We start from the raw sequence: 22,521 nt of genomic DNA, 5'->3' as shown, positions 1-22,521 counted from the left end.
CCCGGGGCGGCGCCGCCCGCCGGCGCCTCTTCCTCGTGGCCGTGCTCGGCACCCGGTGGAATGCCGTAGTTGTTCTCCAGGCGGTTGACCGACAGACCCAGGTAGCCGCTGTCGGTGATCCAGGAAACGCCGCCGCTACCGCTCCTGGCGCGACTGTTGGTGTTGGCGATGTAGCCGTCGGTATTGAAGTCGCTGTCGCTCTCTTTCAGTGCCTCGCCGTCGAGGGCCTTGCCCGGAATCTTGGTGTCGTCGTTCTCGCGGTAGACGCCGTCTACATACCAGGCCAGGTGATCGCCGAGCCCGTTGGACAGGCGGAATACCTCGGCGCTCTGGTTGTTGCCGGTGTCGTGGCGCAGTTCGACGGCGCCCTCGAGCTGCTCCGGCTGCTCGCTGGGAATGCGGCCGTCAGTGACGTTGACCACGCCGCCGATGGCGCCGCTGCCGTAACGCAGTGTGGCCGGGCCACGCAGTATGTCGATGCGCTTGGCCAGCAACGGTTCGATACTGGCGGCGTGGTCAGAGCTGGTGTTGGAGGCATCGGCGCTATCCAGGTTGTCGTTCAGTACCTTGACCCGGTTGGCGCTCTGGCCGCGGATCACCGGCAGGCCGACACCGCCGCCGAACGAGGCGTTGGCCACGCCCAGCTGGCTCTTCAGGGTCTGGCCGAGTGTGGACGAGGCGGCATTGCGCAGCTTGTCGCCGGCCAGCACCGATACCGGTGCGCCAACGGCATCGGCGGGCTTGTCCAGCGGCGAAACGGTGACATTGACCTCTTCCAACTGATCGCCGGCGGTTGCGGCGTAAACGGCGGGCACGGCGGAGACAGAAACGGCGCTGGCAATAGCCAAGGCCAGTTTGCGGGTGTTATTCATTACTTTTTACCTGCAATACAGTGCGACGACGAACGGAATTAACGCCGTCGCCGGGAATTTAGAATTTGGTTCTTTTCGCGTGTATTACAGGAGTGGCGGGGCGCGGGCGCTCTGGCGCTCGGGTTGGCAGTCGCCGGGGACCGGTGCGTGCTCATCGCAGTAGGTGACGACCGGGGCCGGCTGCGACAGCTGGAACTCACTGCCGGCGGCGGCGGGCATGTGGTTGAAGCAGAGTTCGCAGAACTCACCCGGCTTCTTGTTCAGGTGGATATGTTCCGCCAATATCGGCTGTGCCGCGAGCAGCGCTAGCAGCAGCAACAGACTGGCCCAGAAACGGGACCGTTGGCGGGTGTACATATTCATAGGGCGCTATGATATGGGCTCCCTAGATTGAATCAAGTTTCATCTGACACTATCCGGTCACAGGAGCCCCGTTTCACCCTATAATTCGCGCCTTCTGTCTTATTCGCCCCAAAAGTTTTTCCCAACGAAAAGGATGACATCGCCGATGCGCAAGGCCAGCGTCAACCGCGACACCCTGGAAACCCAGATCAAGGTCAGCCTCAACCTCGACGGCGACGGCCGCGGCCAGTTCGAAACCGGTGTGCCCTTCCTCGAGCATATGCTCGACCAGATTGCCCGCCACGGCATGATCGACCTGGACATCACCTGCAAGGGCGATATCGAGATCGACGACCACCACACGGTCGAGGACATCGGTATCACCCTGGGCAAGGCGATTAGCGAAGCCGTGGGTGATAAAAAAGGCATGACCCGCTACGGCCACAGCTATGTGCCGCTGGACGAGGCGCTGTCGCGGGTGGTGATCGATTTTTCCGGCCGCCCGGGCCTGGTGATGAACGTGCCTTTTACCCAGAAGCGCATCGGCAATTTCGATACCGAGCTGTTCTACGAATTCTTCCAGGGCTTCGTGAACCACGCGCTGGTGACGCTGCATATCGACTGCCTGCGCGGCCACAACGCCCACCACCAGGTGGAGACGGTATTCAAGGCGTTCGGCCGCGCACTGCGCATGGCACTGACGCCGGATCCGCGTATGGCCGGCACCATGCCATCTACCAAAGGGGTGCTGTAGGTTATGCAGCGCATCGCGGTACTCGATTACGGCATGGGTAACCTGCACTCGGTGGCCAGTGCGTTGCAGCGCGTCGCGCCGCAGGACGAAGTCGTGTTGGCGACCCGACCAGAGCAGGCAGAAAGCGCCGATCGCCTGTTAGTGCCCGGCGTGGGTGCCATCCGAGACTGTATGGCGGGCTTTATCGAGGCCGGCTTCGAGCCACTGCTGCGCGACGCCATCGACTCCGGCCTGCCGGTGCTGGGCGTCTGTGTAGGCATGCAGCTGATGATGCAGCGCAGTGAAGAGAACAACGGCATCGACTGCCTGGGGCTGTTCCCCGAGCCGGTAAAATTTTTCGGCAACGATCTGCGCGATGAAAACGGCCAGCGCTTGAAAGTACCCCACATGGGCTGGAACCAGGTTGCGCAGACATGCGCACATCCGCTGTGGAGTGGTATCGACGATGGCTGCCGTTTTTATTTTGTGCACAGCTACTATGTGCCGGCCGATGGAAATAAAGCTGTTGCCGGACGCACCGAATACGGCGTGTCACTGGCCGCCGCTGTGGCGCGAGACAATGTGTTTGCGACCCAGTTTCACCCGGAAAAAAGTGCCGATGCCGGCCTGCAGTTGCTGAAAAACTTTGTCGGCTGGAATGGCCGAGCCTGATCCGCACTCTTATTCCTGAGGCGGCCGAGGGCCGCTGCTGTAACAACTCAATTCACCGCAGACGTAAAGACAGACCATGATCGTAATTCCCGCAATCGACTTGAAAGACGGACAATGCGTGCGCCTGCGCCAGGGCGAGATGGAAGACGCCACGGTTTTTTCCGACGACCCGCTGGCAACCGCGCAGCACTGGGTTGACCAAGGCGCGCGCCGCCTGCACCTGGTCGACCTGAACGGCGCCTTTGCCGGCAACCCGGTCAATGGCGAGGCGATCAATACGATCGCGAAACAGTTTCCGGATCTGCCGGTGCAGATCGGCGGTGGTATCCGCGACCTGCACACAGTGGAGCGCTACCTGGACGCGGGCGTTACCTGGGCGATCATCGGCACCGCCGCAGTGAAAGATCCATCCCTGGTCAGGGAAGCCTGCCGCGAGTTTGAGGGCCATATCATCGTCGGCCTGGATGCCAAAGATGGCCTGGTGGCCACTGAGGGTTGGGCCGAAGTCTCCGATGTCCAGGCGACCGAGCTGGCCAAGCGCTTTGCCGACTGCGGTGTCAGCGCCATCGTCTACACCGATATTGCCCGCGATGGCATGATGCAGGGCGTGAATATCCCGGCCACGCTGGAAATGGCCCGCGCGGTGGACGTGCCGATCATTGCCTCCGGCGGCGTCAGCAGTATCGAGGATATCGAGCAGCTGCTCGAGGCGCGGGAGATCGCCGGTGCCATCACCGGCCGCGCCATCTACGAAGACAAGTTGGACCTGCGCGCGGCGCAGCAACTCTGCGACGACTGGAATAAATAGTATGGGCCTCGCAAAGCGCATTATTCCCTGTCTCGACGTCGATGCCGGCCGCGTGGTGAAGGGCGTTAACTTTGTCGATATCCGCGATGCCGGTGACCCGGTGGAGATCGCCCGGCGCTACAACGAAGCCGGTGCGGATGAAGTGACTTTTCTCGATATCACTGCCACCCACGAAGGCCGCGATACCACGCTGCATACCGTGGAGCAGATGGCTTCGCAGGTATTTATTCCGCTGACGGTCGGTGGCGGGGTGCGCAGCCTGCAGGACATCCGCAACCTGCTGAACGCCGGCGCCGACAAGACCGCGATCAATTCCGCAGCGGTAAAAAATCCCGAGTTCGTGCGCGAGGCCGCCGAGCGCTTTGGCAGCCAGTGCATCGTAGTCGCCATCGATGCCAAGCAGGTCAGCGATGGCAATTGGGAGATCTTTACTCACGGCGGGCGTAAGCCCACCGGCATTGACGCGGTGGAGTGGGCAAAAAAAATGGCCGCTCTTGGCGCCGGTGAAATCCTGCTGACCAGCATGGACAGGGACGGCACCAAGAACGGTTTCGACCTGGCGCTGACGCGTGCGGTCAGCGATGCGGTGCCGGTTCCGGTGATCGCCTCCGGTGGCGTCGGCAATTTACAACATCTGGCGGAAGGCGTGCTGCAGGGCGGCGCGGATGCGGTACTGGCGGCGAGTATTTTCCACTTCGGCGAATACACGATCGCCGAGGCCAAGGCATTTATGCAGAGCCAGGGTATCGAGATGCGCCTCTAGCAGGCAACGCGGGTGAGAAGCGGCGAATCAGTTTCCGTGCTTTTTTCGCCACTGCCGGGCGCGCTGGTTACCGAAAGGATGGATAACGGCGCCGCCCTGTTGGCCGGAGGATGCGGCGGACCCGAAGAACTGACGCACGGCGCGCTGTGCCTCGTCACGGCAGGGGTAGGGGCCGAAGCAGTCACCGCCGCGCACCTGGAAGTACCAATCATCCCCCAGTTTGTAGAAGCGGTCAGAACGCGAAGGAATGGGGGCATCCTCCTCGCCTGCGCGGTACTGCTGCATAACCACCTTCCGCAAAGCCGGCATGGACAAACCTCGCTCGGCCTTTACTGCTGACGACTACTGTAATTTCCGCGGTTGCCGGGAATGTTCATCCCGGCCGTATGTTATCGGGTACTGGCTACGTGCTCGCGCAGTTCGTGCTGCCGCTGGGCGTAGAGATTGAGGCCCTTGAGTACGTTGAGCGCTTCGAAAATCTGGTTGTCGCGATCCAGCCAGTCCTCGCGCCCCTCTTTCTCGCGCACGCGATCTGCCGCATTGCGCTCTTCACCGCCGTTACCGTTGCCCAGGTGTCCGGCGAGATCCGCTTCCGTGGTGCGCGCGGCCTGCTCCAGGCGCGTGATCTTGACCCGTTCGACCACGATATCCGGTGTGATCCCCTGGGCCTGAATGGAGCGGCCGTTGGGGGTGTAGTAGAGCGCAGTGGTTAACTTGATTGCGCGCTCGGCGTTGATCGGAATCACTGTCTGTACCGAGCCCTTGCCGAAACTATCGGTGCCCATCAGCACCGCACGGCGGTGGTCCTGCAGAGCGCCGGCAACGATTTCCGCAGCGGATGCGGAGCCGTCGTTGATCAGCACTACGATTGGGGCGCCCTTGATCATATCGCCGGGTTCGGCAGAGTATTTCAGGTTGGCAGATTCATTGCGGCCTTCGGTGTAGACCACCAGGCCGCTGTCGAGGAAGGCGTCGGCCACTTCCACCGACGACTGCAGCACGCCACCGGGGTTGTTGCGCAGGTCGAGGATCAGCCCTTTCAGTTCGCCCTTCTTCTGCAGCTTGGTAATCTCCCGCGCGACGTCTTTGCCGGTATCGATCTGGAACTGGCTGATTCGCAGGTAACCGTAGCCCTCGTCGAGAACTTTGCTGCGCACGCTGCGCACGCGCACGGTATCGCGTTTCAGGGTGACGTCGAAGGGTTCCTTGTGGCCCTTGCGGCCGATGGTCAGCGTGACGCTGCTGCCCTTGGGCCCGCGCATCAGCTCAACCGCCTCGTCGAGGCCGACCCCGCGCAGGGACTTGCCGGCGAGGCGCAGGATCACATCGCCTGACCTGAGCCCGGCCCGCGAGGCGGGCGTGTCGTCCATCGGGGTGACGATGGTGATATGGTCGTTTTCGATACCCACCTCGATACCCAGCCCGGCAAATTCGCCGGTGGTATTGGCTTGCAGGTCGTCGAAGGAGGCGCGGTCCAGGTAGGACGAGTGGGGATCCAGGCCCTGCAACATGCCCTTGATCGCGTATTCGAGCAGTGTGCTGTCGTCCACTTCCTCGATATAACCCTGACGGATCTGTTCGAACACCTTGGCGAAGCTGCGCAGGTCCTCCAGCGGCAGCCGGGTGCCCGCTTGCGGAGCAATTTGCTCTGCGGGATCGCCTTCACTGAGTCCCATCAGCGGCAAGACAGTGAGGGCGGCGGCGCCGAAGAAGGTGGTCAGCGCTTTGGGAGTGAACATGTCGATGAGACCTCTGCCTTATTTCTTCCTTTCTTTGCGAAAGTGTAGACCCGGGGGGCTGGCAGGGTTTTCAAGTTGGCGGGGAATTCCGCAGCGTGAAAGCGGGTTGCTGTGACCGTTGTTTCGCGATCCCGAGACTTCAGTGCTGTTCCAGGAACATTTTCAGCGCTACAGCATTGTTGTGGTCCGGATCGCGTGCGGCGTAGACCAGTGTCAACGAGTGCCCATTACAGGCTTTCAGAAGCGATTGGATCTCATCCGGTTTGTCGCGCAATTCTTTGTGGTAGCGCTGGTAAAAGGCGGCCCAAAGCCGGGGATCGTGATTGAACCACTGGCGCAGCTCGTCGGACGGTGCCAGCTCCTTGCGCCAGTCGTCCAGTTGTAGGGATTCGCGGCTGGCACCGCGCGGCCACAGGCGATCCACCAGCACGCGGTAGCCGTCGCTCCGCTGCGGCGGTTCATAGGCGCGTTTGCAGTGTATGGATTTGGGCTTGCTCACGGTGACCGCGTTGCCTAAGGGCCTTTTGTCAGCCTAGCCGGCTTGCAATGGCGTGAGCGAAAGTAGTGACTGCTCCGGCGTCCATTTCTCGCTGCCCTTCTCCCGCGAGGAGAGGCGCACTATGTCAGTGGGTTCAGCGGCGACACCAGATGGTGGGGTCCTGGGGTTTGCCGCGGTGGCGGATTTCGAAGTAGAGACCGCTCCGTTCGAGGCCGCCGCTGTTACCCACCCGGGCGATCACGTCGCCGCTCTCCACCCATTCGCCGAGGCTGCGGGTCAGTGACTGGTTGTGGGCGTAGAGGCTCATATAGCCGTCGCCGTGATCGAGGATGATCAGCATGCCCTGCCCGCGCAGGTAGTCGGCGAAGACCACGCGCCCGCGGTGAATGGCCTGCACCGGGGTACCCTCATTGGCGCGGATGGTAATGCCCATCCAGGTAAGTCCATTGCTGCGGCGCTGGCCGTAGGCATTGGTGCGTTGGCCGTGGGTGGGCCAGTGCAGGCGCCCGCGCTGTTTGGCGAAAGGCTGCTGGTCGTGGGGACTGACCAGCGAGGCGATGGCGCGGCCCACTTCATCCACCAGTTTCTGCAGGCGCGAACGGTCGCTCTTCAGCTGCTGCAGTTCGCCACTCTTGTCGGCCAGCCGCGCGGCGAGCTTGTCCAGGGTGCGCTGGCGGTTGCGCTGGGCGCCGACCAGCTGCTGTTCCCGGCCCTCCAGCTGCTGCCGCTCGCCGTCCAGTGTGTCGCGCTCGCGCTCGATGGTGGTGCTGACGGTGTGCAGGGAGGTGAGGGTGTCGAGATAGTCGTCGATGACGCGGCTGCGTTCTTGGAGGAAGTATTCGTGGTAGCGGAGCTGGCGGGCGATGTGTTGCGGATCTTGCTGGTTGAGGAGCAGTTTGATCTGCTCCTGTTTCCCCAGTCGGTAAGCGGCGGCGACTTCCTGCTCGACCCGCCGCTGCATACTTCGCCGCGACTCTTCCAGCTGTTTCTGTTCTTTTTTCAGTTCCTGCAGCTTATCCGTGCGGCTGCGCATGTCGCTCTTGATCTTGTCGACGCGCTTGTGCAGTTCGGAGATATCCTTTTCGTTGTCCTCCAGGTCCTTGAGCAGCTGGTCGCGCTGGCTCTTCACCTGGTTCAGTTCCTTCTGTAGGGATTCGATGCGCTGCTTGATTTCCTTCAGGCGCGCCTGCTGGTCCGCGTCCTTGCTGTCGTCCGCCAGCGCGGGCAGGCACAGGAGTGCGGTCAGTATTGCGGCTAAAAGTCTCGTCATCATTGGTCGAATTGCACCAGGCTGTGGCCAGTCATTTCCGCCGGTTGCGGCAGGTTCATTAACGCTAGCATGGTCGGCGCCACGTCCGCCAGACTGCCGCCATCGCGCAGGCTCAGTTTGCGCGCGCCGACATAGACGAACGGCACCGGCAGCGTGGAGTGCTGGGTGCTGACCTGGCCGGAACCGGCATCGTACATCTCTTCCACGTTGCCGTGGTCGGCGGTGATCAGCACTTCGCCGCCGGCGGCCAGCGCCGCATCGACCACGCGGCCGACGCAGCTGTCCAGTGCTTCCACGGCCTTTACTGCGGCCTCGAAAACGCCGGTGTGGCCGACCATGTCGCCGTTAGCATAGTTGCAGATGATGGCATCGTAGTGGCCACTCTCGATTGCCGCGACCAGCTTGTCGGTGACTTCCGGCGCGCTCATCTCTGGCTGCAGGTCGTAGGTGGCCACGTTCGGCGACTTGATCAACTCGCGGGTCTCACCGGAGTATGGCTCCTCGCGACCGCCGCTGAAAAAGAAAGTCACGTGGGCGTACTTTTCGGTCTCGGCGATGCGCAGCTGGGTCTTGCCCTGGTCGGCCAGGTACTCGCCGAAGGAGTTCACCAGGTTCTCCGGCGGGAAGGCGCAGCTGGCGTTGATATCCGCGGCGTACTCGGTGGTCATCACGAAGTCCGCCAGTTTGGGTGTAGCGCGGCGCTGGAAACCGTCGAAATCGGCTTCGGTAAAGGCGCGGGTCAGCTGGCGCGCGCGGTCCGGGCGGAAGTTCATGAAGACCACGGCATCGCCATCGGCGATCGGCGCCGCGTCGCCGATGCGGGTCGGGGCAACAAACTCATCGTTTTCACCGCGCTCGTAGGCGGCGGCCAGCCCGGCGAGGGCATCCGGCGCGCTGTGCTCGGCTTCGCCGAGGGTCAGCAGGTCGTACACGGACTGGATGCGATTCCAGCGCTGGTCGCGGTCCATGGCGAAGTAACGGCCGGAAAGGCTGGCGATGCGCGCGCTGCCGACGGAATCGCACACCTGCATCAGGCGCGCCAGAGTCGGCTCGGCACTGCGCGGCGGTGTGTCGCGGCCGTCGAGGAAGGCGTGCACGTAGATCTTTGTGGCGCCGCGCTGGGCCGCCAGGGTGATCATCGCGACGATATGGTCTTCGTGGCTGTGTACACCGCCCTCGGACGCCAGCCCCATGATGTGCACGGCGCTGTTGTTGGCGATGGCCTTGTCCACCGCCGCGGTATAGGCCGGATTGCGGAAGAAGTCGCCATCCTCGATCGCCTTGTTGATGCGGGTGAAGTTCTGGTACACCACGCGGCCCGCACCGAGGGTCATATGGCCCACCTCGGAGTTGCCCATCTGCCCCTCCGGCAGGCCCACGGCCATGCCCGAGGTCTGGATCAGGGTCTTGGGGCGGGTCGCCCAGATCTGGTCCCACACCGGCGATTTGGCTGCGTAAATCGCATTGTGCTCGGGGTTGTCGCTGTGGCCGAAGCCGTCCAGGATCAGCAGGATCAGGGGACGTTTTTGGGTAGATTGCTCAGCGGCCATAGCGAGAGTGTTCCTTTGCCGGTGGATTCAGTCGGAGGACGCGGATTTTAACCTGTTTGCGCACCGTTTAACCATGTCAAAGGCCTCAGTTCCGCGGGCTTGCGACACAATTTGCTGGTTAAGAATTCGCCACAATCGTGTATACTCCCGCCACATCGGGCGTCACCGGGCGCCGGAGTGACAACAACAATTGAGCGGGGCGGCGCGGGACTGCGGCGGACCGATAAGGAAGCGAAGTGGACTTTTTCGTTTTTATCAGCGAACAGTGGATGCTGGTCAGCCTGCTGGTCGTACTACTCTATGCACTGGCATTCAGCGAGCGCGTCCGCGCGGGTACGCCGGCCTCGATCCACGAGGTTACGCGGCTGATCAATACCGAGGATGCGCGTATTCTCGACGTGCGCGACCGCAGTGAATACAGCGCCGGCCATATCGTCGATTCCGTGCACATCCCCCACGGCGAGGTGGCGGACCGTATCGGCGAACTGGCGCCGCTGAAGGGCAAGACAGTGATTGTCGCGGACAAGATGGGCCAGCACGCCGGCGCCGTCGGCCGCCTGCTCAAGAAGCAGGGCTACCAGGTGCGGCGCCTGCAGGGCGGCATGGCCGAGTGGGCCAACCAGAACCTGCCGCTGGTCAAGGGCTGATCGCCAACGGCGGCCGAGCGCTGAGGTTTAGCATGCAAGATATCGTCATATACACCACTCGCTTCTGCCCCTTCTGTATCCGCGCCAAGCAGCTGCTGGACAGCAAGGGTGCCAGGTATCGGGAGATCTCCGTCGACAACAATCCCCGCCTGCGCGCGGAGATGACTGCCAAGGCTGGCAGCCGCACGGTACCGCAGATCTGGATCGGAAACCGCCATGTGGGCGGCTGCGATGAGCTGATGGGCCTGGAGCGCAGCAGACAGCTGGACAAGCTGCTGCGCTGACCCGGTTTGTCCGCCAGCGACAATTCGGCGACAAATTCGTTTTTCGGCCTTGAAACGGTATTCGAAGGCCCCATTTGAAAGTCTCATTAGGGAGTCTTTCTCACGGAAGGCAGAATCAAACCATTAATATAAAGAACAGGCAGTAACATGGCTGAAGAACAAAACGGCGCAGCGTCCAACGCAGAGGCTCCAAACGTACAATTCCAGATGCAGCGCATCTACCTGAAAGATCTCTCCTTCGAAACCCCGATGGGTGCCGAGGTCTTCAAAAAGCAGTGGCAGCCCCAGGTTAACCAGGAGCTGAACACCAAAACCGCCAAGATCGACGAAGATCTGTACGAAGTGGCGCTGACTCTGACCATCACCGTGAAGCTGGAAGAAGAGACCGCTTTCCTGGTGGAAGTTCAGCAGGCCGGCCTGTTCACCGTGAAGGGCCTGGAAGGTCAGCAGCTGGCTCAGGCGCTGAACACTGCCTGCCCGCAAATCCTCTTCCCTTACGCGCGCGAAGTGGTGGATAACGCGGTCACCAAGGGTTCCTTCCCGGCCCTGATGCTGCCGCCGATCAACTTCGACGCCCTGTTTGCCGCGGCTCTGGCCCAGGCACAACAGCAGGCCGAAGGCGCCAAGGAAGAGCAGGCCGAGGCCTGATCGACCCCAGCGCATCGCGAAAAAGGCCCCAATCGGGGCCTTTTTTCATTTGGGCCTTCCGCCGGGCGTATCCTGCGTCCCGGTGAAACGGTGCCCATGACGTTTTATTTTGCCGGTGGATCGCATAGGCTCGGGTTCAACGGGATGACACGAGGTGTTCAATGCAGTGGGATTTACCGCACCCCTATGTCTGGAGAGTCACCGTGCAGCCGGAGCATGTCGACGGTCTGCACCACGCCAACAATGCCGAATATGTCCGCTGGTGCGAGCGCGCCGGCTGGGCCCACAGTGTCGAGCTGGGGCTGGATGTCACTAATTACCAGGGTCTCGACCGCGGTATGGCCATTCGCCAGGCCGAGTACGACTATATACTGGCGGCCAGGGAGGGCGACGAACTGCTGTTCGGCACCTGGCTGACAAAAGTCGACGGGCGCCTGAATATGACCCGGCAATTCCAGGTGTTCCGCGCTGCTGACGAGGCGCTGATACTGCGCGCCCAGTGGCAGATGGTGTGCATTGAACTGTCCAGCGGCAAGCCCAAGCGCATGCCACAGGTATTCAAGGATGTGTATTGCCCGGCGGTCGTCGCTCCCGACAGCGCTTGAACCCAAGGCCTCATACGCAGGAGATATTCCGTGAGCGAAGATCCCATAACCCTGACCGCGAACACCGGTGCCCTGAAGGGCAAGACCATCTTTATCACCGGCGCCAGCCGCGGTATTGGCCGTGCCATCGCCCTCAAGTGTGCCGCCGACGGAGCCAATATCGTTATCGCGGCCAAGTCTGCCGAGCCGCATCCGAAACTGCCGGGTACCATCTATTCGGTAGCCGAGGAAGTGGAAGCCGCTGGCGGCAGGGCCCTGGCGCTGCAGGTGGATGTCCGCGTGGAGGAGCAGGTCGCCGAGGCCATGCGCATGGCAGCGGAGAAGTTCGGCGGTATCGATGTGGTGGTGAACAACGCCGGCGCCATCAACCTGACCAGTGTCGAGGCCACACCGCCAAAACGTTACGACCTGATGCAGAGCGTCAACAGCCGCGCGGTCTATCTCACCGCCCACCTGGCGATTCCATACCTGAAAGAATCCAGCTGCGGACATATTCTCAGCCTGTCGCCGCCAATCAACCTGCAGCCGAAATGGCTCGGCCCCTTCGCGCCCTACGCGCTGTCCAAGTTCGGTATGACCATTCTCAGCATGGGCCTGGCGGAAGAGTTGAAGGAGAGTGGTATCAGTGTCGCCACCCTGTGGCCGCGCACCCTGGTGGCTACTGCCGCGATCGAGTTTGCCGTGGGCAACCGCGAGATGTTTGAGCAGAGTCGCAAGCCGGTGATCATGGCGGATGCCGCCTATGAGATCCTGCAGACACAGGACGGTACCCTGAGTGGCCGCCAGTTGATCGACGAGGAAATACTCGGTGAGCGCGGCGTTACCGACTTTACCAACTACGCACACAATCCGGCCAAGGCGGATCAGCTGGCCGTGGATCTGTTTCTCGATACCTGATTGGTTTCACGGGGGGAGGTTTTGACGTGACCAATGACAGCGATATTTTCCAGGATGCCCTGGGGCAGCTCGGCGACGTAAAGCCGCTGGTCCGCGAGCGCCAGGTAGCGCTGGCGAAAGACGCGGATACGGGGCTCAACCAGCGCGCCCGCCGCGAGGCGGCCACCGCGGAAACTGCCGCTGAGCTGAACCCGTTGACCGGCGAAGGCGTGGATCCGGTGGATCCGTGGGATCCGCTGGAGTTCAAGCGCGACGGTGTGCAGAACGGTGTCTATCGCAACCTGCGCCTCGGTAAATACACGGTAGATGCGCGCCTCGACCTGCACCGGCACACCGTGGAGATGGCGCGCCGCGCGGTATTGGAATTCGTGCGCGATTGCATGGAAGCCGACGTACGTTGCGCGCTGATTACCCACGGCAAGGGCGAGGGCCGCAAACAGCCGGCGGTACTGAAAAGCTGCGTCAACGCCTGGCTGCCACAGCTGCAAGAGGTGCTCGCCTTCCACAGCGCACAGAAACAGCACGGCGGCCTGGGCGCAACCTATGTGTTGCTGCGCAAGAGCGAGCGCAAGCGGCAGGACAATTTGGAGCGGCACCAACGGCGCCGTTAATTATTTGTGACAGCTTCAGATTTGCTAATGCGTGACTGATTGCACGTATTGGCGTTACGGAGGAAAAAGTTGGGAAGTGAATCGGAACCTGTAATTTGCCTGTCATTTTGAATGGGTAGATTGCCCACACAACACAGCGCTTGTCCGGTTTGGCCGCATTGCGGTAACCGGTTGAGTCAGGGTTGTTCTTCTCTCTTTGGTCCGCACAGTGCGGATGTTTGACCCTTCTTGATTGTGATTGTTTGGCGGCCGTTTGGCCGCCATTTTTATTTGTGCGCTATGCAGAGGCGGAGCCGGTTATTTCGGCATTTCTTCGATGCGCTTGAATTCCAACCGCGTCGCACCGTGGTCACCCTGCATGATCAGTGAGTCTCCTTCCATTTTCATGGAGTCGGTCTGCGGCAGGGCTTTCAGGTAATCTTTTTCCAGTTCACTGCTGTCGCGGGTGTCACTCATGCGGGAAATTGCCGGTACCTTGGGCCAGGAAATCTCGCCGTCGGCAGAAACCGCAAAGCGGCCAATATAGGGGTTGGAGCCGGCGCTGCCGCGTACATAGCCCAGTTTATCGCAGGTGAGGTAGGGGCGATCCCGCCACAGTTTCTGCCACAGCAGGCGCGAGCGGTGCTCGCGGCCATCGACAGACAGGCTTTCCAGCAGCCACTGATAGGCGCAAATCGAGGAGTCTTCCGTAATTGCAGTCTCCACCGACTCCGGCTCTGACGCACCGAACATTCCGCAGCCACTGAGGCTGGCGAGCAATACGGTGGTCAATAGCGAAGGCAGCTTGCCGCAGATTCGTAACATGGTGCTTGTCTCGTTATTTTTGTGACATTTAACACCAGAATGGCCGGCACGTCTGTGGCCGGGTTCAAGGCCCCACCTTGATATATTCGATATAGATATCTCCGGCGGGGTCGCGCAGGATCAAACGGCCACCGCCGGACTTGGTAAAGGCCTGGCGGGTACCGGCCAGGGCGCGCAGGTAGCCGTTCTCCTGCTGCATCAGCGGTTCCGGCCCGGCCATCTTGGTGGAGGCGAAACTGGAAGTATCCCAGAGCATCTGGCCATTGTCAGTGATCTGCACGGAGCCGCGATAGGTATTGATGCCGCTCTTGCCCATCACGTTACCCTCTTCGTTGCAGACGAAGGTAAAGCGCGTGTTGTCGTCGACGGAGACGGCCTCTCCATTGACTCGCAGGCGCTTCAATTGCCATTTGTGCCCACAAACTGCACTGATATTACCGGCAGTCTGTGTGATTTGTGGCTCCTTGGTGCCCATGTCGATACACCCCGCCACGACGACAGCCAGTCCCACCAGCCACAGTTGTACTACCTTGCTCATTTGCGTCTCGCTCCCTGTCCGTACAGGTGAAAGCTTAGTTGCTGTGAATTGCCGAGGGGAGGCCTGCGGCGACAAGCTATGCTTGCTGTATGGCCGCAGCAGCACTGCGGCCGCTGTTCACAGGGAAGTTGCACACATGTTCAGGCGCACCAAAATCGTCGCCACCTTGGGCCCGGCCACCGACAATGCGGATATTCTCGCACAGCTGATCGCGGCGGGTGTGGACACGGTACGACTCAATTTCTCCCATGGCATTGCCGACGACCACCGCCGCCGCGCCGAACAGGTTCGGGCCGAAGCGACGCGCCAGGGCCGCCACGTCGCCATACTCGGCGACCTGCAGGGGCCCAAGATTCGGGTGGGTAAATTCAGTGAGGGGCGCGCGCAACTGGAGCGCGGCGCGGAATTTGTGCTGGACCCGGACTGGTCGGCGGGCGGTGGCAATGTCCACGGTGTTTCGGTGGACTACACCGAGCTGGCGGACGACTGTACCGTCGGCGATACCCTGCTGCTGGATGATGGCCGCCTGCGGCTGACGGTGCTCGAGGTCGACGGCCGCCGGGTGCGGACTCGCGTCGAAGTGGGTGGATGGTTGTCCAATAACAAGGGCATCAACAAACTGGGCGGTGGCCTTACAGCGCCGGCGCTGACGCAAAAGGATCGCCAGGATATCAAGGTCGCCGCGCAGCTGGGGCTGGACTACCTGGCGGTCTCCTTCCCGCGGGATGCCGCCGATGTCGACAAGGCGCGCAAGCTCCTGGCCACCGCCGGCGGCAGCGCGCATATCGTCGCCAAGATCGAGCGCGCCGAAGCGGTCGCCAGCGACGAACATCTCGACCGCTTGATCCTGGCCAGCGACGTCATCATGGTGGCGCGCGGCGACCTTGCGGTGGAAATCGGTGATGCCGAACTGATGGGGGTGCAGAAACACCTGATCCGCCGCGCGCGCCACTTAAGCCGTGTGGTCATCACCGCCACCCAGATGATGGAGTCAATGATTTCCAGTCCGGTGCCGACCCGCGCGGAAGTCTGCGATGTCGCCAACGCCGTGCTCGACGGCAGCGATGCTGTGATGTTGTCGGCCGAGACCGCCGCCGGCGATTACCCGGTGGAAACGGTCATGCACATGGCCGAAGTCATCATCGGGGCGGAAAAGCACCGCGCCTTCCGCCGCCCACCGCGGGTGATGCAGGACAATTACCCCGCCGGCGATGCCTGCATCGCGATGGCGGCGATGACCATCGCCAACCACTGCCGCGAGATCAAGGCAATCATCTGCCAGACCGAAACCGGTAACACCGCGCTACTGATGTCGCGGGTACGCTCCGATATCCCGATTTTCGCCTTCTGCCGTCACAGCGCCAGCTGCAACCGCGTTGCGCTCTACCGCGGCGTCGACCCGGTGCTGATGGAAGTGGAAGGCCTCGATGGCATCACCCGCGATACCAGGGCCATCGCCCACCTGAAACAGCGCGGACTGCTCGAGAGCGGTGATTTCGTACTGGTTTCGCGCGGCTATCACCAGGATATCGGCGGCAGCACCGATACACTGCGCATCGTGCGTATTGATTAGTCCTAACTTCCCGCCGGCACGCAGCGCACCAGGATCTTGGTCTCCAGCTCCTGCTCGACGCAATTGAATTGCTGACCATTCATGGTCAGTGCTTTGGGGCTCCCATCGGGCGCGGTTGTCGAACAACCGGCAACTCCTGTCGCCATGGCCACTGCTAGCAGAATACAGCGGAATTTCTGCACCGCAGATACCTCGTGACTTTTTACCTAACAATCAAATATTTCGGTCCGGCCGCTCTCGCGGCGCCTTCGGCCCTGAAATATTTGATTTCCGGGTTAATGGCAGGCGCTATTTCCGCCCGCCTGTTCTGTCAGCCTAGAGGAAGCAGCCGTCACAGTGAGGTATTACCCGCCAAAATGTGCAAAGCCACGTCAGTCTATCGTGTGAACCGCGCGCTATCACACGTATCCGTCCTTGCCTAAAATGGCCTTTCGATAGTTATGACGACAGAGGGGAACCCATGAAGGCAGGATATTTTTTCTTTTCTGCAATGGTACTGCTGGCGGGTTGCGGAGCCGACGAGCCGCCGCAAACGCAAAGCGCCGCGGAGGAAGGCCAAGCGCAGCAGGAGACGGAGAAACCGGGCGGCGTGATTCCACAGTACCAGCTCGATGCGCTGGAAAAGGCGAAAAAGGTCGAGGACCAGTTGCAGGAAGCGGCGGAGGAGCGCGCAGCTGCGGTGGATAACCCGTAAAGAAAAAAGCCGCCGTTAAAACTAACGGCGGCAAGACTTAGCTCACTGAGCTGGGGGCGAGGACGGCCCCCTGGAGAAAACGCGCAATCTGCGCTGTTGGGTTCAGAAGTTGTAGCTACCGGTCAGGGCGATGGTGCGCGGTGCACCGTAGTAACCGGTCACCAGACCGGCAGAGTTGTACCCGGCGTTGCGGTACTCCTCGTCCCGCAGGTTCTTGCCCTGCAGGGACATTTGCCACTGGCCGTCGCCGCTGAAGAAGGTGGCACCGGCATCGACCAGCGTCACGCCATCGGTATCCAGCAGGCTCGGTGCAGCGTAGATCTGCATGGCGCCGCGGTAGGAGGTGGACGCATTCAGCACCAGATCGCCGCCGGCCACCGGCATGGTGTAGTTGAGCTGTGCCAGGGCCGTCTGGGTCGGGCTGTACTGGAAGGCGCCCCACTGGTCGGCCACGTTCACACCACCGCTCATCACCTCGATGTAGTCGGTGTCGGTATAGCCGTAGACGAAGTTCGCATTCAGGCGGTCGGTAATGCTGGCCAGCATCTCCAGCTCGAGACCCTGGATTTCAGAGCTACCCGCGTTGATCACCGCGCTGGCAAAACCCTGGGTTGCCGGGGAGAAGTCCTGCACGGTGACCTGCATGTCGTCGTAGTTGGTGTGGAAAACGTCGGCATTCAGGCGTATGCGGTTGTTGAACAGCTGGCTCTTGATACCCAGTTCGAAAGTCTTGGCTGTTTCCGGATCGTAACCGTTGACGGTTTCCGGCATTACCGAAGCGTCGCCGCGCATATCGAAGCCGCCGCTCTTGAAGCCGGTGCTGTAGCTGGCGTAGACCATGGCCTCTTCGTTTATCTGGTAATCCACACCCACCTTCGGTGAGAACTGGCCCCAGGTGTCGTCGTTGCTGTAATCGGTCAGGATGCCCATCGGATCGGCAGCGGCCGGGGTGCCGTCGTAGTGGTCGGCGAACATCGGTGAGTAGAGCCCGTCGTAGTTGGCCTTGAATACACTCGCGGATTTTTCGTCGCGGGTGTAGCGGCCACCCAGAGTCAGGTTCCAGCTGTCATTCAGCGCATATTCGAAGTTGGCGTAGGCAGCGATACTGGTGGTATCCACCGCGCCGCTCACGTTCTGCGTCAGGCCGTTCGGGAACACTGTGGGCAGGATGTATTTGTAGATATCCAGTACCGCGTCGAAGCCGCCCTCGGCGTGACCGTCGTAATAGTAGATGCCGGATACCAGGTGGGCGTTGTCGCCGTTCCAGGTGAGCTGGAATTCCTGAGTGAACTGGTCATCCTTGTAGTAGGCCGGCACGTCGAAATCCGGACGGTTGGTGCTGTCGAAATCGATATTGGTGTCGGTGTCGCCCTTGCGCGAAGAAGTGATGGACTTGAGGCTCAGGCTGTCGGAGATGGTCCAGTCGGCGGTCAGGGACATACCGCTGTTTTTCACCGAGTTGTCAGAAGGCATGTTGGAGCTGTGGTCGTAGACGCTGCTGGGGGGAGTTTCCGGTCCCCAGGGGGTGTCGACCATCAGGTAGCCGAAGCGCGCGTTGGAGTCGTCCTGGGTGCTGTCTGCAGCCAGGCGGATCCACAGGGCATCGGAAGGGTTCAGTTCCAGCGACACGCGCCCGCTGAGTACGTCCTTGTTGTAGTTTTCCGCACCGGTCACGGTGTTTTCACCGTAACCGTCGTGCTGGGAGCTGGCTATGGCAAAGCCGATATTGGCGGTTTCGGACAGGCCGGTCTGACCGGCGATCACCAGGTCGCGCTGGTTGTACGAGCCGATACCACCCTTGATCTTCAGTTCGGTATCACCGGTTAGTTTTTTGGTGACATATTTCACCGCGCCGCCGATGGTGTTCTTGCCGTACAGGGTGCCCTGCGGGCCGCGCAGCACTTCGATACGATCCACGTCGTAGACATCCATCACCGCGCCCTGGGGACGGGCTACATAGACGTCGTCCACATAGATGCCCACGCCGGGTTCAAAGCCCCACAGCGGATCCTGCTGGCCGATGCCGCGGATAAAGGCAGTCAGCGTGGAGTTGGTGCCGCGGCTAACCTGCAGCGTGGTGTTGGGGGTGAGTTTCTGGATGTCGGTCAGGTCGGTGACACCGTTCTCGGTCAGCGCATCCTGATTGAAGGCGGTTACCGCCACCGGTACTTCCTGCAGGGACTGCTCGCGCTTCTGCGCGGTTACGGTGACTTCTTCGATGCCGGTGTCGGCATAAGTAAAACTCGCACCACAGGCGAGCAGGACGCCGGCGGCAATGGGGTGAAACTTTATTGTCTTCTTCATGGCTCTCTCCAATCACCAAATTTATGGTTATTTTTGGTATTTGTATCTATCCGGTAGTGCCACTGTAGCTACTAGAAAGCGAGTTGCCTGCTAGACCAAGGTATGACGTTTACCGGGTCCGGGATGGAGGACAAAAATCAGCCGCTGGGGTATGTTCTGTATTCCGGTTGTTGATTGACTCGTGGCCGGGATTTTGGGTCTGGTCATGATGCCGGCCGGCGCCCATCGAAATACAAGAATAAATTAGGTGCAGCCTTTTGTTTAGCCTGACTTCGCTGGCCGCCGTTGGCCTCGCCTACCTGCTGCTGTTGTTTGCCATCGCCTTCTGGGGCGATCGTCTACCGGCAGAACGCATCCGCCCGATCAAGCCGGTGTTGCTGGCACTCGCCGGTACCTATACCAGTGCCTGGATGTTTTTCGGCACGCCGGCGCAGGCAGTGGAAGAGGGCTGGTTGCTGCCGCCCACTTTCGTCGGTGCCACCCTGATGCTGGTCATCGGTGCACCGCTGCTGACCCGCTTTGTGCGGCTGTGCAAGCGGCAGGGCTCTACCTCGATTGCAGATTTTATCAGCGCGCAATTCGGCGGTTCCCAGTGGCTGGCGGCAGTCGTCGCCGTGCTCGCGCTGGTTGCCATACTTCCCTATTTGGCCCTGCAGCTGCGCGCTGTTGCGGACAGCTTCCTCTTATTAACGAGCCGGGGAGAAATCAGTTCCTCGACGGTCACCGCGATCGTCAGTGCAACCCTGGGTCTGTTTGCGCTGCTGTTCGGCACGCGCCATATCGACAGCTCGGTTCACCGCAACGGCATGTTACTGGCGGTCGCGTTCGAGGCGCTGATCAAAATCGGTGCCTTTGTCGCCGTGGCCTGGTTCGTGCTGAATGGGGCCTTCGACGGCGGCGCCGATCTGGCACGGGCGGCGCTGGCTAGTGAGCGGGTGGCTGAACTGCGCGAGGCGCGTCCGGCGGATACCGGTTTCTGGGCGGTGGTGGTGCTGGGCATGGCGGCGATGTTTTGCCTGCCGCGCCAGTTCCACCTGCTGATGATCGAAAGTGACGGCGAACAGGATATCGGCCCGGTACGCAAACTGATCCCGCTGTACCTGGGCATCCTCGCCGGGGCGATCCTGGTGGTCGGCTACGGCGGATTGCTGTGGCTGCCGGAAAGTTACGGTAACCCGGAGCGCTTCGTGCTGGGTATTCCGCTGCAGAGCGGTTCCTCGCTGCTATCCCTGCTGGCGTTTATTGGTGGCCTCTCCGCCGGCTCCAGCATGGTCATTATCGCCACCATTGCGCTATCGACGATGATTGCCAACACCATGGTGGTGCCCTGGTGGCTGCAGCGACTGCAGGCGCGCCCTGCCAGCCAGGCGCTGGGTTCGGACCTGCGCAGGGTGCGCCGCGCCATCATCGCCCTGATTATGCTGGCTGCGTTTATCGTCAACGAGTGGATCGGGCCGGGGGTGCGGCTCGGCACTTTCGGTCTGCTGTCACTGGCACTGGTGGCGCAGCTGGCACCGGCGATGATTGTCGCGGTGAGCTGGCCCAGTCGCTGGCTGCGCCTGCGCTCCGCCGCAGTCATTGGCGGCCTTGCGGTGGGCGCCTCCGTGTGGGCACTGTCGGCGCTGCCCGCTGCGCTCGGCAAGCCGGACCTGCTTGCGAATTTTCTGCGCCTGGAATGGAGCGCCCTGTCGATCTGTTGCGTGTTCGGGCTGGGCCTGAATGCGGCGACATTGCTGGCGGGTTCTGCGCTGCTGGATATGTGGCAGCCCCACAGCCGCGGTGTTGATGAGGCACCGGTGAACAAGGCCCAGCTGCGCGAACTGCTCGCGCGCTTTGTCGGCGATGATGCAGCTGCGCGCACCTTCGAAAACCTGCAGGGGGCAGACACGGGCGAACGCTCCCCGCGGGACTACCGGGTGGTGGTGGAAAAGGTACTTGCCGGTATCGTCGGTTCTACCAGTGCTCGCCGCCTGGTGCGCCAATACAGCGGTGCCGGCGCCAGCGCCCAGACGCTGGAACAGGCGTCGGCGATCTATCAGTTCGGTCGCGGCCTGTTGCAGAGCAGTATCGACAATATTGACCAGGGCATTTCCGTAGTGGATGCCAACCTCAATCTGGTGGCGTGGAACCGTCGCTATGTGCAGCTGTTCGCCTACCCGGCGTCGATGATCTATGTCGGCCAGCCGGTTGCGGAACTGGTGCGCTACAACGCCAAGCGCGGTGAGTGCGGCCCCGGTGATGTGGAAGTGCACGTGGAGAAACGCGTGGAACACCTGAAGGCCGGTACTGCCTACCGGGTGCAGCGCCACCGCACCGACGGTACCGTGCTGGAAATCCGCGGCAACCCCCTCCCCGGTGGCGGCTTCGTGACGACCTATACCGATGTCTCCGACTATCAGCGCGCCCTCGGCGAGTTGACCGAGGTGAAAGATTCGCTGGAGCAGAAGGTTGCCGCGCGCACCGCGGAACTGCAGAAGCTCAACAGTGAGCTGCATGCGGCCAGTGCCGGCAAGACCCGCTTCCTCGCCGCTGCCAGTCACGATCTGGTGCAGCCGCTGAATGCCAGCCGCCTGTTCCTCGATGCGCTCACCGCGCGCCAGCTGGAAGACGACAGCCGCAAACTGCTGAATCGCGCCGACCGCGCGCTGGCGGCGGCGGAGCAGCTGATTACCGATATGCTGCAGATTGCGCGCATGGACGCCGGTGATATCCACCCGAAGCTGCAGCCCACTGCGCTGGACCGCATTCTCGCCGAGGTGGCGGATCAGGCGCGTGTCGCCGCCGGTGCGCGCGGTATCGAGCTGCGCTATCGCCCCAGCGATCTGTGGGTAATGAGCGATGAGAAAATGCTACGCCGCGTAGTGCAGAACCTGCTCGACAACGCGGTGAAGTACACGCGCAGCGGCGGTGTGCTGCTGGCTGCTCGCCACCGCGGCGACGGTGTTTCGCTCGAAGTCTGGGATACCGGTTGCGGGATCGACATGTCGCAGCAAGAAAACATATTCCGCGAGTTCTGCCGGCTGGATATTCCCGAAGGGGGGATCGAGCGGGAGCACGGCTATGGCCTCGGGCTTGCCACGGTGGAGCGCCTGTGTCGCCTGCTGGATTCCCCAATCAGCCTGCGCTCGCTACCCGGCCGCGGCAGCGTATTCCGCGTGCAGCTGCCGCAGGTGGCTTCTGCGGCGCGCCCGGTACAGGCGCCGGCATCATTGCCGCCGGTGTATTCCGACCTGCAACTGCGGGTGGTCTGTGTGGATAACGAACCGTCGATCCTCGAGGCGATGGATGCACTGCTCAGCGGCTGGGGCTGCGAGGTCGAATGCGCGCGCAACCGGCGCGAGGCGCTGGCCCTCGCCCAGCCGGACCTGTTGCTGATGGATTTCCACCTGGACGACCAGGCCGTCGACGGCATCGCCCTCGCGCGCCAGTTGATGGGCCACTGGGACGGCAATGTGCCCTGCGTGATTATCTCCGCGGAGAATACCGACCTGGTGAAGAACCGCGCCCAGCGCGCCGGCTGGCAGTTCCTGCAGAAGCCCCTGCGCCCGGCGGCGCTGCGGGCCCTGCTGCAGGCCCAGCAGAAACTGATGGCGCGGCCTGCGACCAAGGTCGTATAGCGGGGTGGGGGTGCCCGGCGCACCCTATCCGGAATGCGATGATGAAGATGT

24 protein-coding genes are annotated in these 22,521 nt (G+C 61.8%); 13 read left to right on the top strand and 11 right to left on the bottom strand.

Annotation, left to right across the window (positions count from 1 at the left end; translation table 11 throughout):
- Positions 1–872: TonB-dependent receptor plug domain-containing protein (locus IG168_RS05910; RefSeq protein WP_193162826.1), on the bottom strand; the 872-nt coding region annotated here is incomplete at its 3' end.
- 84 nt (positions 873–956) lie between these two features.
- A complete protein-coding gene (locus tag IG168_RS05905) occupies positions 957–1,235 on the bottom strand; it encodes a hypothetical protein (RefSeq protein WP_193162824.1) in 279 nt (92 codons plus the stop codon).
- A 145-nt stretch (positions 1,236–1,380) separates the two neighbouring features.
- On the opposite strand from IG168_RS05905, the gene hisB reads away from it, so the two are divergent.
- The 4 genes from hisB (at position 1,381) to hisF (ending at position 4,190) form a co-directional block, all read left to right on the top strand.
- On the top strand, positions 1,381–1,968 hold the full coding sequence (gene hisB, locus IG168_RS05900) for an imidazoleglycerol-phosphate dehydratase HisB (RefSeq protein WP_193162822.1): 588 nt from the start codon (positions 1,381–1,383) through the stop codon (positions 1,966–1,968).
- A 3-nt stretch (positions 1,969–1,971) separates the two neighbouring features.
- Positions 1,972–2,619 carry an imidazole glycerol phosphate synthase subunit HisH gene (gene hisH / locus IG168_RS05895; RefSeq protein WP_193162820.1) on the top strand — a complete coding sequence of 216 codons (648 nt, stop codon included), beginning with the start codon at positions 1,972–1,974 and terminating at the stop codon, positions 2,617–2,619.
- Positions 2,620–2,695: 76 nt separating this feature from the next.
- Entirely contained in the window at positions 2,696–3,427 is a 732-nt protein-coding gene (gene hisA / locus IG168_RS05890) for a 1-(5-phosphoribosyl)-5-[(5-phosphoribosylamino)methylideneamino]imidazole-4-carboxamide isomerase (RefSeq protein ID WP_193162818.1), read from the top strand.
- A gap of 1 nt (position 3,428) precedes the next feature.
- Positions 3,429–4,190 carry an imidazole glycerol phosphate synthase subunit HisF gene (hisF, locus tag IG168_RS05885; protein WP_193162816.1) on the top strand — a complete coding sequence of 254 codons (762 nt, stop codon included), beginning with the start codon at positions 3,429–3,431 and terminating at the stop codon, positions 4,188–4,190.
- Between the two features lie 27 nt (positions 4,191–4,217).
- On the opposite strand, the gene IG168_RS05880 is transcribed toward hisF, so the two are convergent.
- The 5 genes from IG168_RS05880 to gpmI form a co-directional block, all read right to left on the bottom strand.
- Entirely contained in the window at positions 4,218–4,475 is a 258-nt protein-coding gene (locus IG168_RS05880) for a DUF6316 family protein (protein WP_193162815.1), read from the bottom strand.
- A gap of 104 nt (positions 4,476–4,579) precedes the next feature.
- Positions 4,580–5,929 (bottom strand): S41 family peptidase, encoded by a 1,350-nt coding sequence (locus tag IG168_RS05875; protein WP_193162813.1) that lies wholly within the window; start codon positions 5,927–5,929, stop codon positions 4,580–4,582.
- A gap of 139 nt (positions 5,930–6,068) precedes the next feature.
- On the bottom strand, positions 6,069–6,428 hold the full coding sequence (locus IG168_RS05870) for a DUF488 domain-containing protein (RefSeq protein WP_193162811.1): 360 nt from the start codon (positions 6,426–6,428) through the stop codon (positions 6,069–6,071).
- A 133-nt stretch (positions 6,429–6,561) separates the two neighbouring features.
- A complete protein-coding gene (locus IG168_RS05865; protein ID WP_193162809.1) occupies positions 6,562–7,701 on the bottom strand; it encodes a murein hydrolase activator EnvC family protein in 1,140 nt (379 codons plus the stop codon).
- Positions 7,698–9,248: a 2,3-bisphosphoglycerate-independent phosphoglycerate mutase gene (gene gpmI, locus IG168_RS05860; RefSeq protein WP_193162807.1), complete on the bottom strand. Its 1,551-nt coding sequence runs from the start codon at positions 9,246–9,248 to the stop codon at positions 7,698–7,700. The genes IG168_RS05865 and gpmI overlap by 4 nt, the downstream gene beginning before the upstream one ends.
- Before the next feature lie 236 nt (positions 9,249–9,484).
- Here gpmI and IG168_RS05855 point away from each other — a divergent pair, with 236 nt between their 5' ends.
- The 6 genes from IG168_RS05855 (at position 9,485) to smrA (ending at position 12,940) form a co-directional block, all read left to right on the top strand.
- Positions 9,485–9,895 (top strand): rhodanese-like domain-containing protein, encoded by a 411-nt coding sequence (locus IG168_RS05855; protein ID WP_319024668.1) that lies wholly within the window; start codon positions 9,485–9,487, stop codon positions 9,893–9,895.
- A 32-nt stretch (positions 9,896–9,927) separates the two neighbouring features.
- Positions 9,928–10,179, top strand: coding sequence for a glutaredoxin 3 (gene grxC, locus IG168_RS05850; protein ID WP_193162805.1), 252 nt, complete (start codon positions 9,928–9,930; stop codon positions 10,177–10,179).
- A 147-nt stretch (positions 10,180–10,326) separates the two neighbouring features.
- Positions 10,327–10,827 (top strand): protein-export chaperone SecB, encoded by a 501-nt coding sequence (gene secB, locus IG168_RS05845; RefSeq protein WP_193162803.1) that lies wholly within the window; start codon positions 10,327–10,329, stop codon positions 10,825–10,827.
- A gap of 161 nt (positions 10,828–10,988) precedes the next feature.
- Complete coding sequence (locus IG168_RS05840) at positions 10,989–11,432, top strand: acyl-CoA thioesterase (RefSeq protein ID WP_193162801.1); 444 nt, start codon at positions 10,989–10,991, stop codon at positions 11,430–11,432.
- A gap of 30 nt (positions 11,433–11,462) precedes the next feature.
- Positions 11,463–12,329 carry an SDR family oxidoreductase gene (locus IG168_RS05835; RefSeq protein ID WP_193162799.1) on the top strand — a complete coding sequence of 289 codons (867 nt, stop codon included), beginning with the start codon at positions 11,463–11,465 and terminating at the stop codon, positions 12,327–12,329.
- Positions 12,330–12,355: 26 nt separating this feature from the next.
- Positions 12,356–12,940 carry a DNA endonuclease SmrA gene (gene smrA / locus IG168_RS05830; RefSeq protein WP_193162797.1) on the top strand — a complete coding sequence of 195 codons (585 nt, stop codon included), beginning with the start codon at positions 12,356–12,358 and terminating at the stop codon, positions 12,938–12,940.
- 297 nt (positions 12,941–13,237) lie between these two features.
- Here the strand turns inward: smrA and IG168_RS05825 are convergent, their stop codons facing one another.
- Together IG168_RS05825 and IG168_RS05820 are read right to left on the bottom strand one after the other, a co-directional pair.
- Positions 13,238–13,744: an META domain-containing protein gene (locus IG168_RS05825; RefSeq protein ID WP_193162795.1), complete on the bottom strand. Its 507-nt coding sequence runs from the start codon at positions 13,742–13,744 to the stop codon at positions 13,238–13,240.
- 64 nt (positions 13,745–13,808) lie between these two features.
- Complete coding sequence (locus IG168_RS05820; protein WP_193162793.1) at positions 13,809–14,282, bottom strand: META domain-containing protein; 474 nt, start codon at positions 14,280–14,282, stop codon at positions 13,809–13,811.
- 136 nt (positions 14,283–14,418) lie between these two features.
- Here IG168_RS05820 and pyk point away from each other — a divergent pair, with 136 nt between their 5' ends.
- Positions 14,419–15,855 (top strand): pyruvate kinase, encoded by a 1,437-nt coding sequence (gene pyk / locus IG168_RS05815; RefSeq protein WP_193162791.1) that lies wholly within the window; start codon positions 14,419–14,421, stop codon positions 15,853–15,855.
- Positions 15,856–15,857: 2 nt separating this feature from the next.
- On the opposite strand, the gene IG168_RS05810 is transcribed toward pyk, so the two are convergent.
- Positions 15,858–16,001: a hypothetical protein gene (locus tag IG168_RS05810; RefSeq protein ID WP_193162789.1), complete on the bottom strand. Its 144-nt coding sequence runs from the start codon at positions 15,999–16,001 to the stop codon at positions 15,858–15,860.
- A gap of 314 nt (positions 16,002–16,315) precedes the next feature.
- Between IG168_RS05810 and IG168_RS05805 the strand changes: the two genes are divergently transcribed.
- Positions 16,316–16,549, top strand: coding sequence for a hypothetical protein (locus IG168_RS05805; protein ID WP_193162787.1), 234 nt, complete (start codon positions 16,316–16,318; stop codon positions 16,547–16,549).
- A gap of 102 nt (positions 16,550–16,651) precedes the next feature.
- Here the strand turns inward: IG168_RS05805 and IG168_RS05800 are convergent, their stop codons facing one another.
- The gene (locus tag IG168_RS05800; protein WP_193162785.1) at positions 16,652–18,853 is read right to left on the bottom strand and encodes a TonB-dependent receptor; all 2,202 of its coding nucleotides are present in this window, start codon (positions 18,851–18,853) and stop codon (positions 16,652–16,654) included.
- Between the two features lie 257 nt (positions 18,854–19,110).
- Here IG168_RS05800 and IG168_RS05795 point away from each other — a divergent pair, with 257 nt between their 5' ends.
- The gene (locus tag IG168_RS05795; protein ID WP_193162783.1) at positions 19,111–22,470 is read left to right on the top strand and encodes a hybrid sensor histidine kinase/response regulator; all 3,360 of its coding nucleotides are present in this window, start codon (positions 19,111–19,113) and stop codon (positions 22,468–22,470) included.
- Positions 22,471–22,521 lie beyond the last annotated feature (51 nt).

The organism is Microbulbifer hainanensis, from assembly GCF_014904735.1.
GTDB lineage: Bacteria > Pseudomonadota > Gammaproteobacteria > Pseudomonadales > Cellvibrionaceae > Microbulbifer > Microbulbifer hainanensis.
This window is presented reverse-complemented; position numbering and strand designations above follow the sequence as displayed.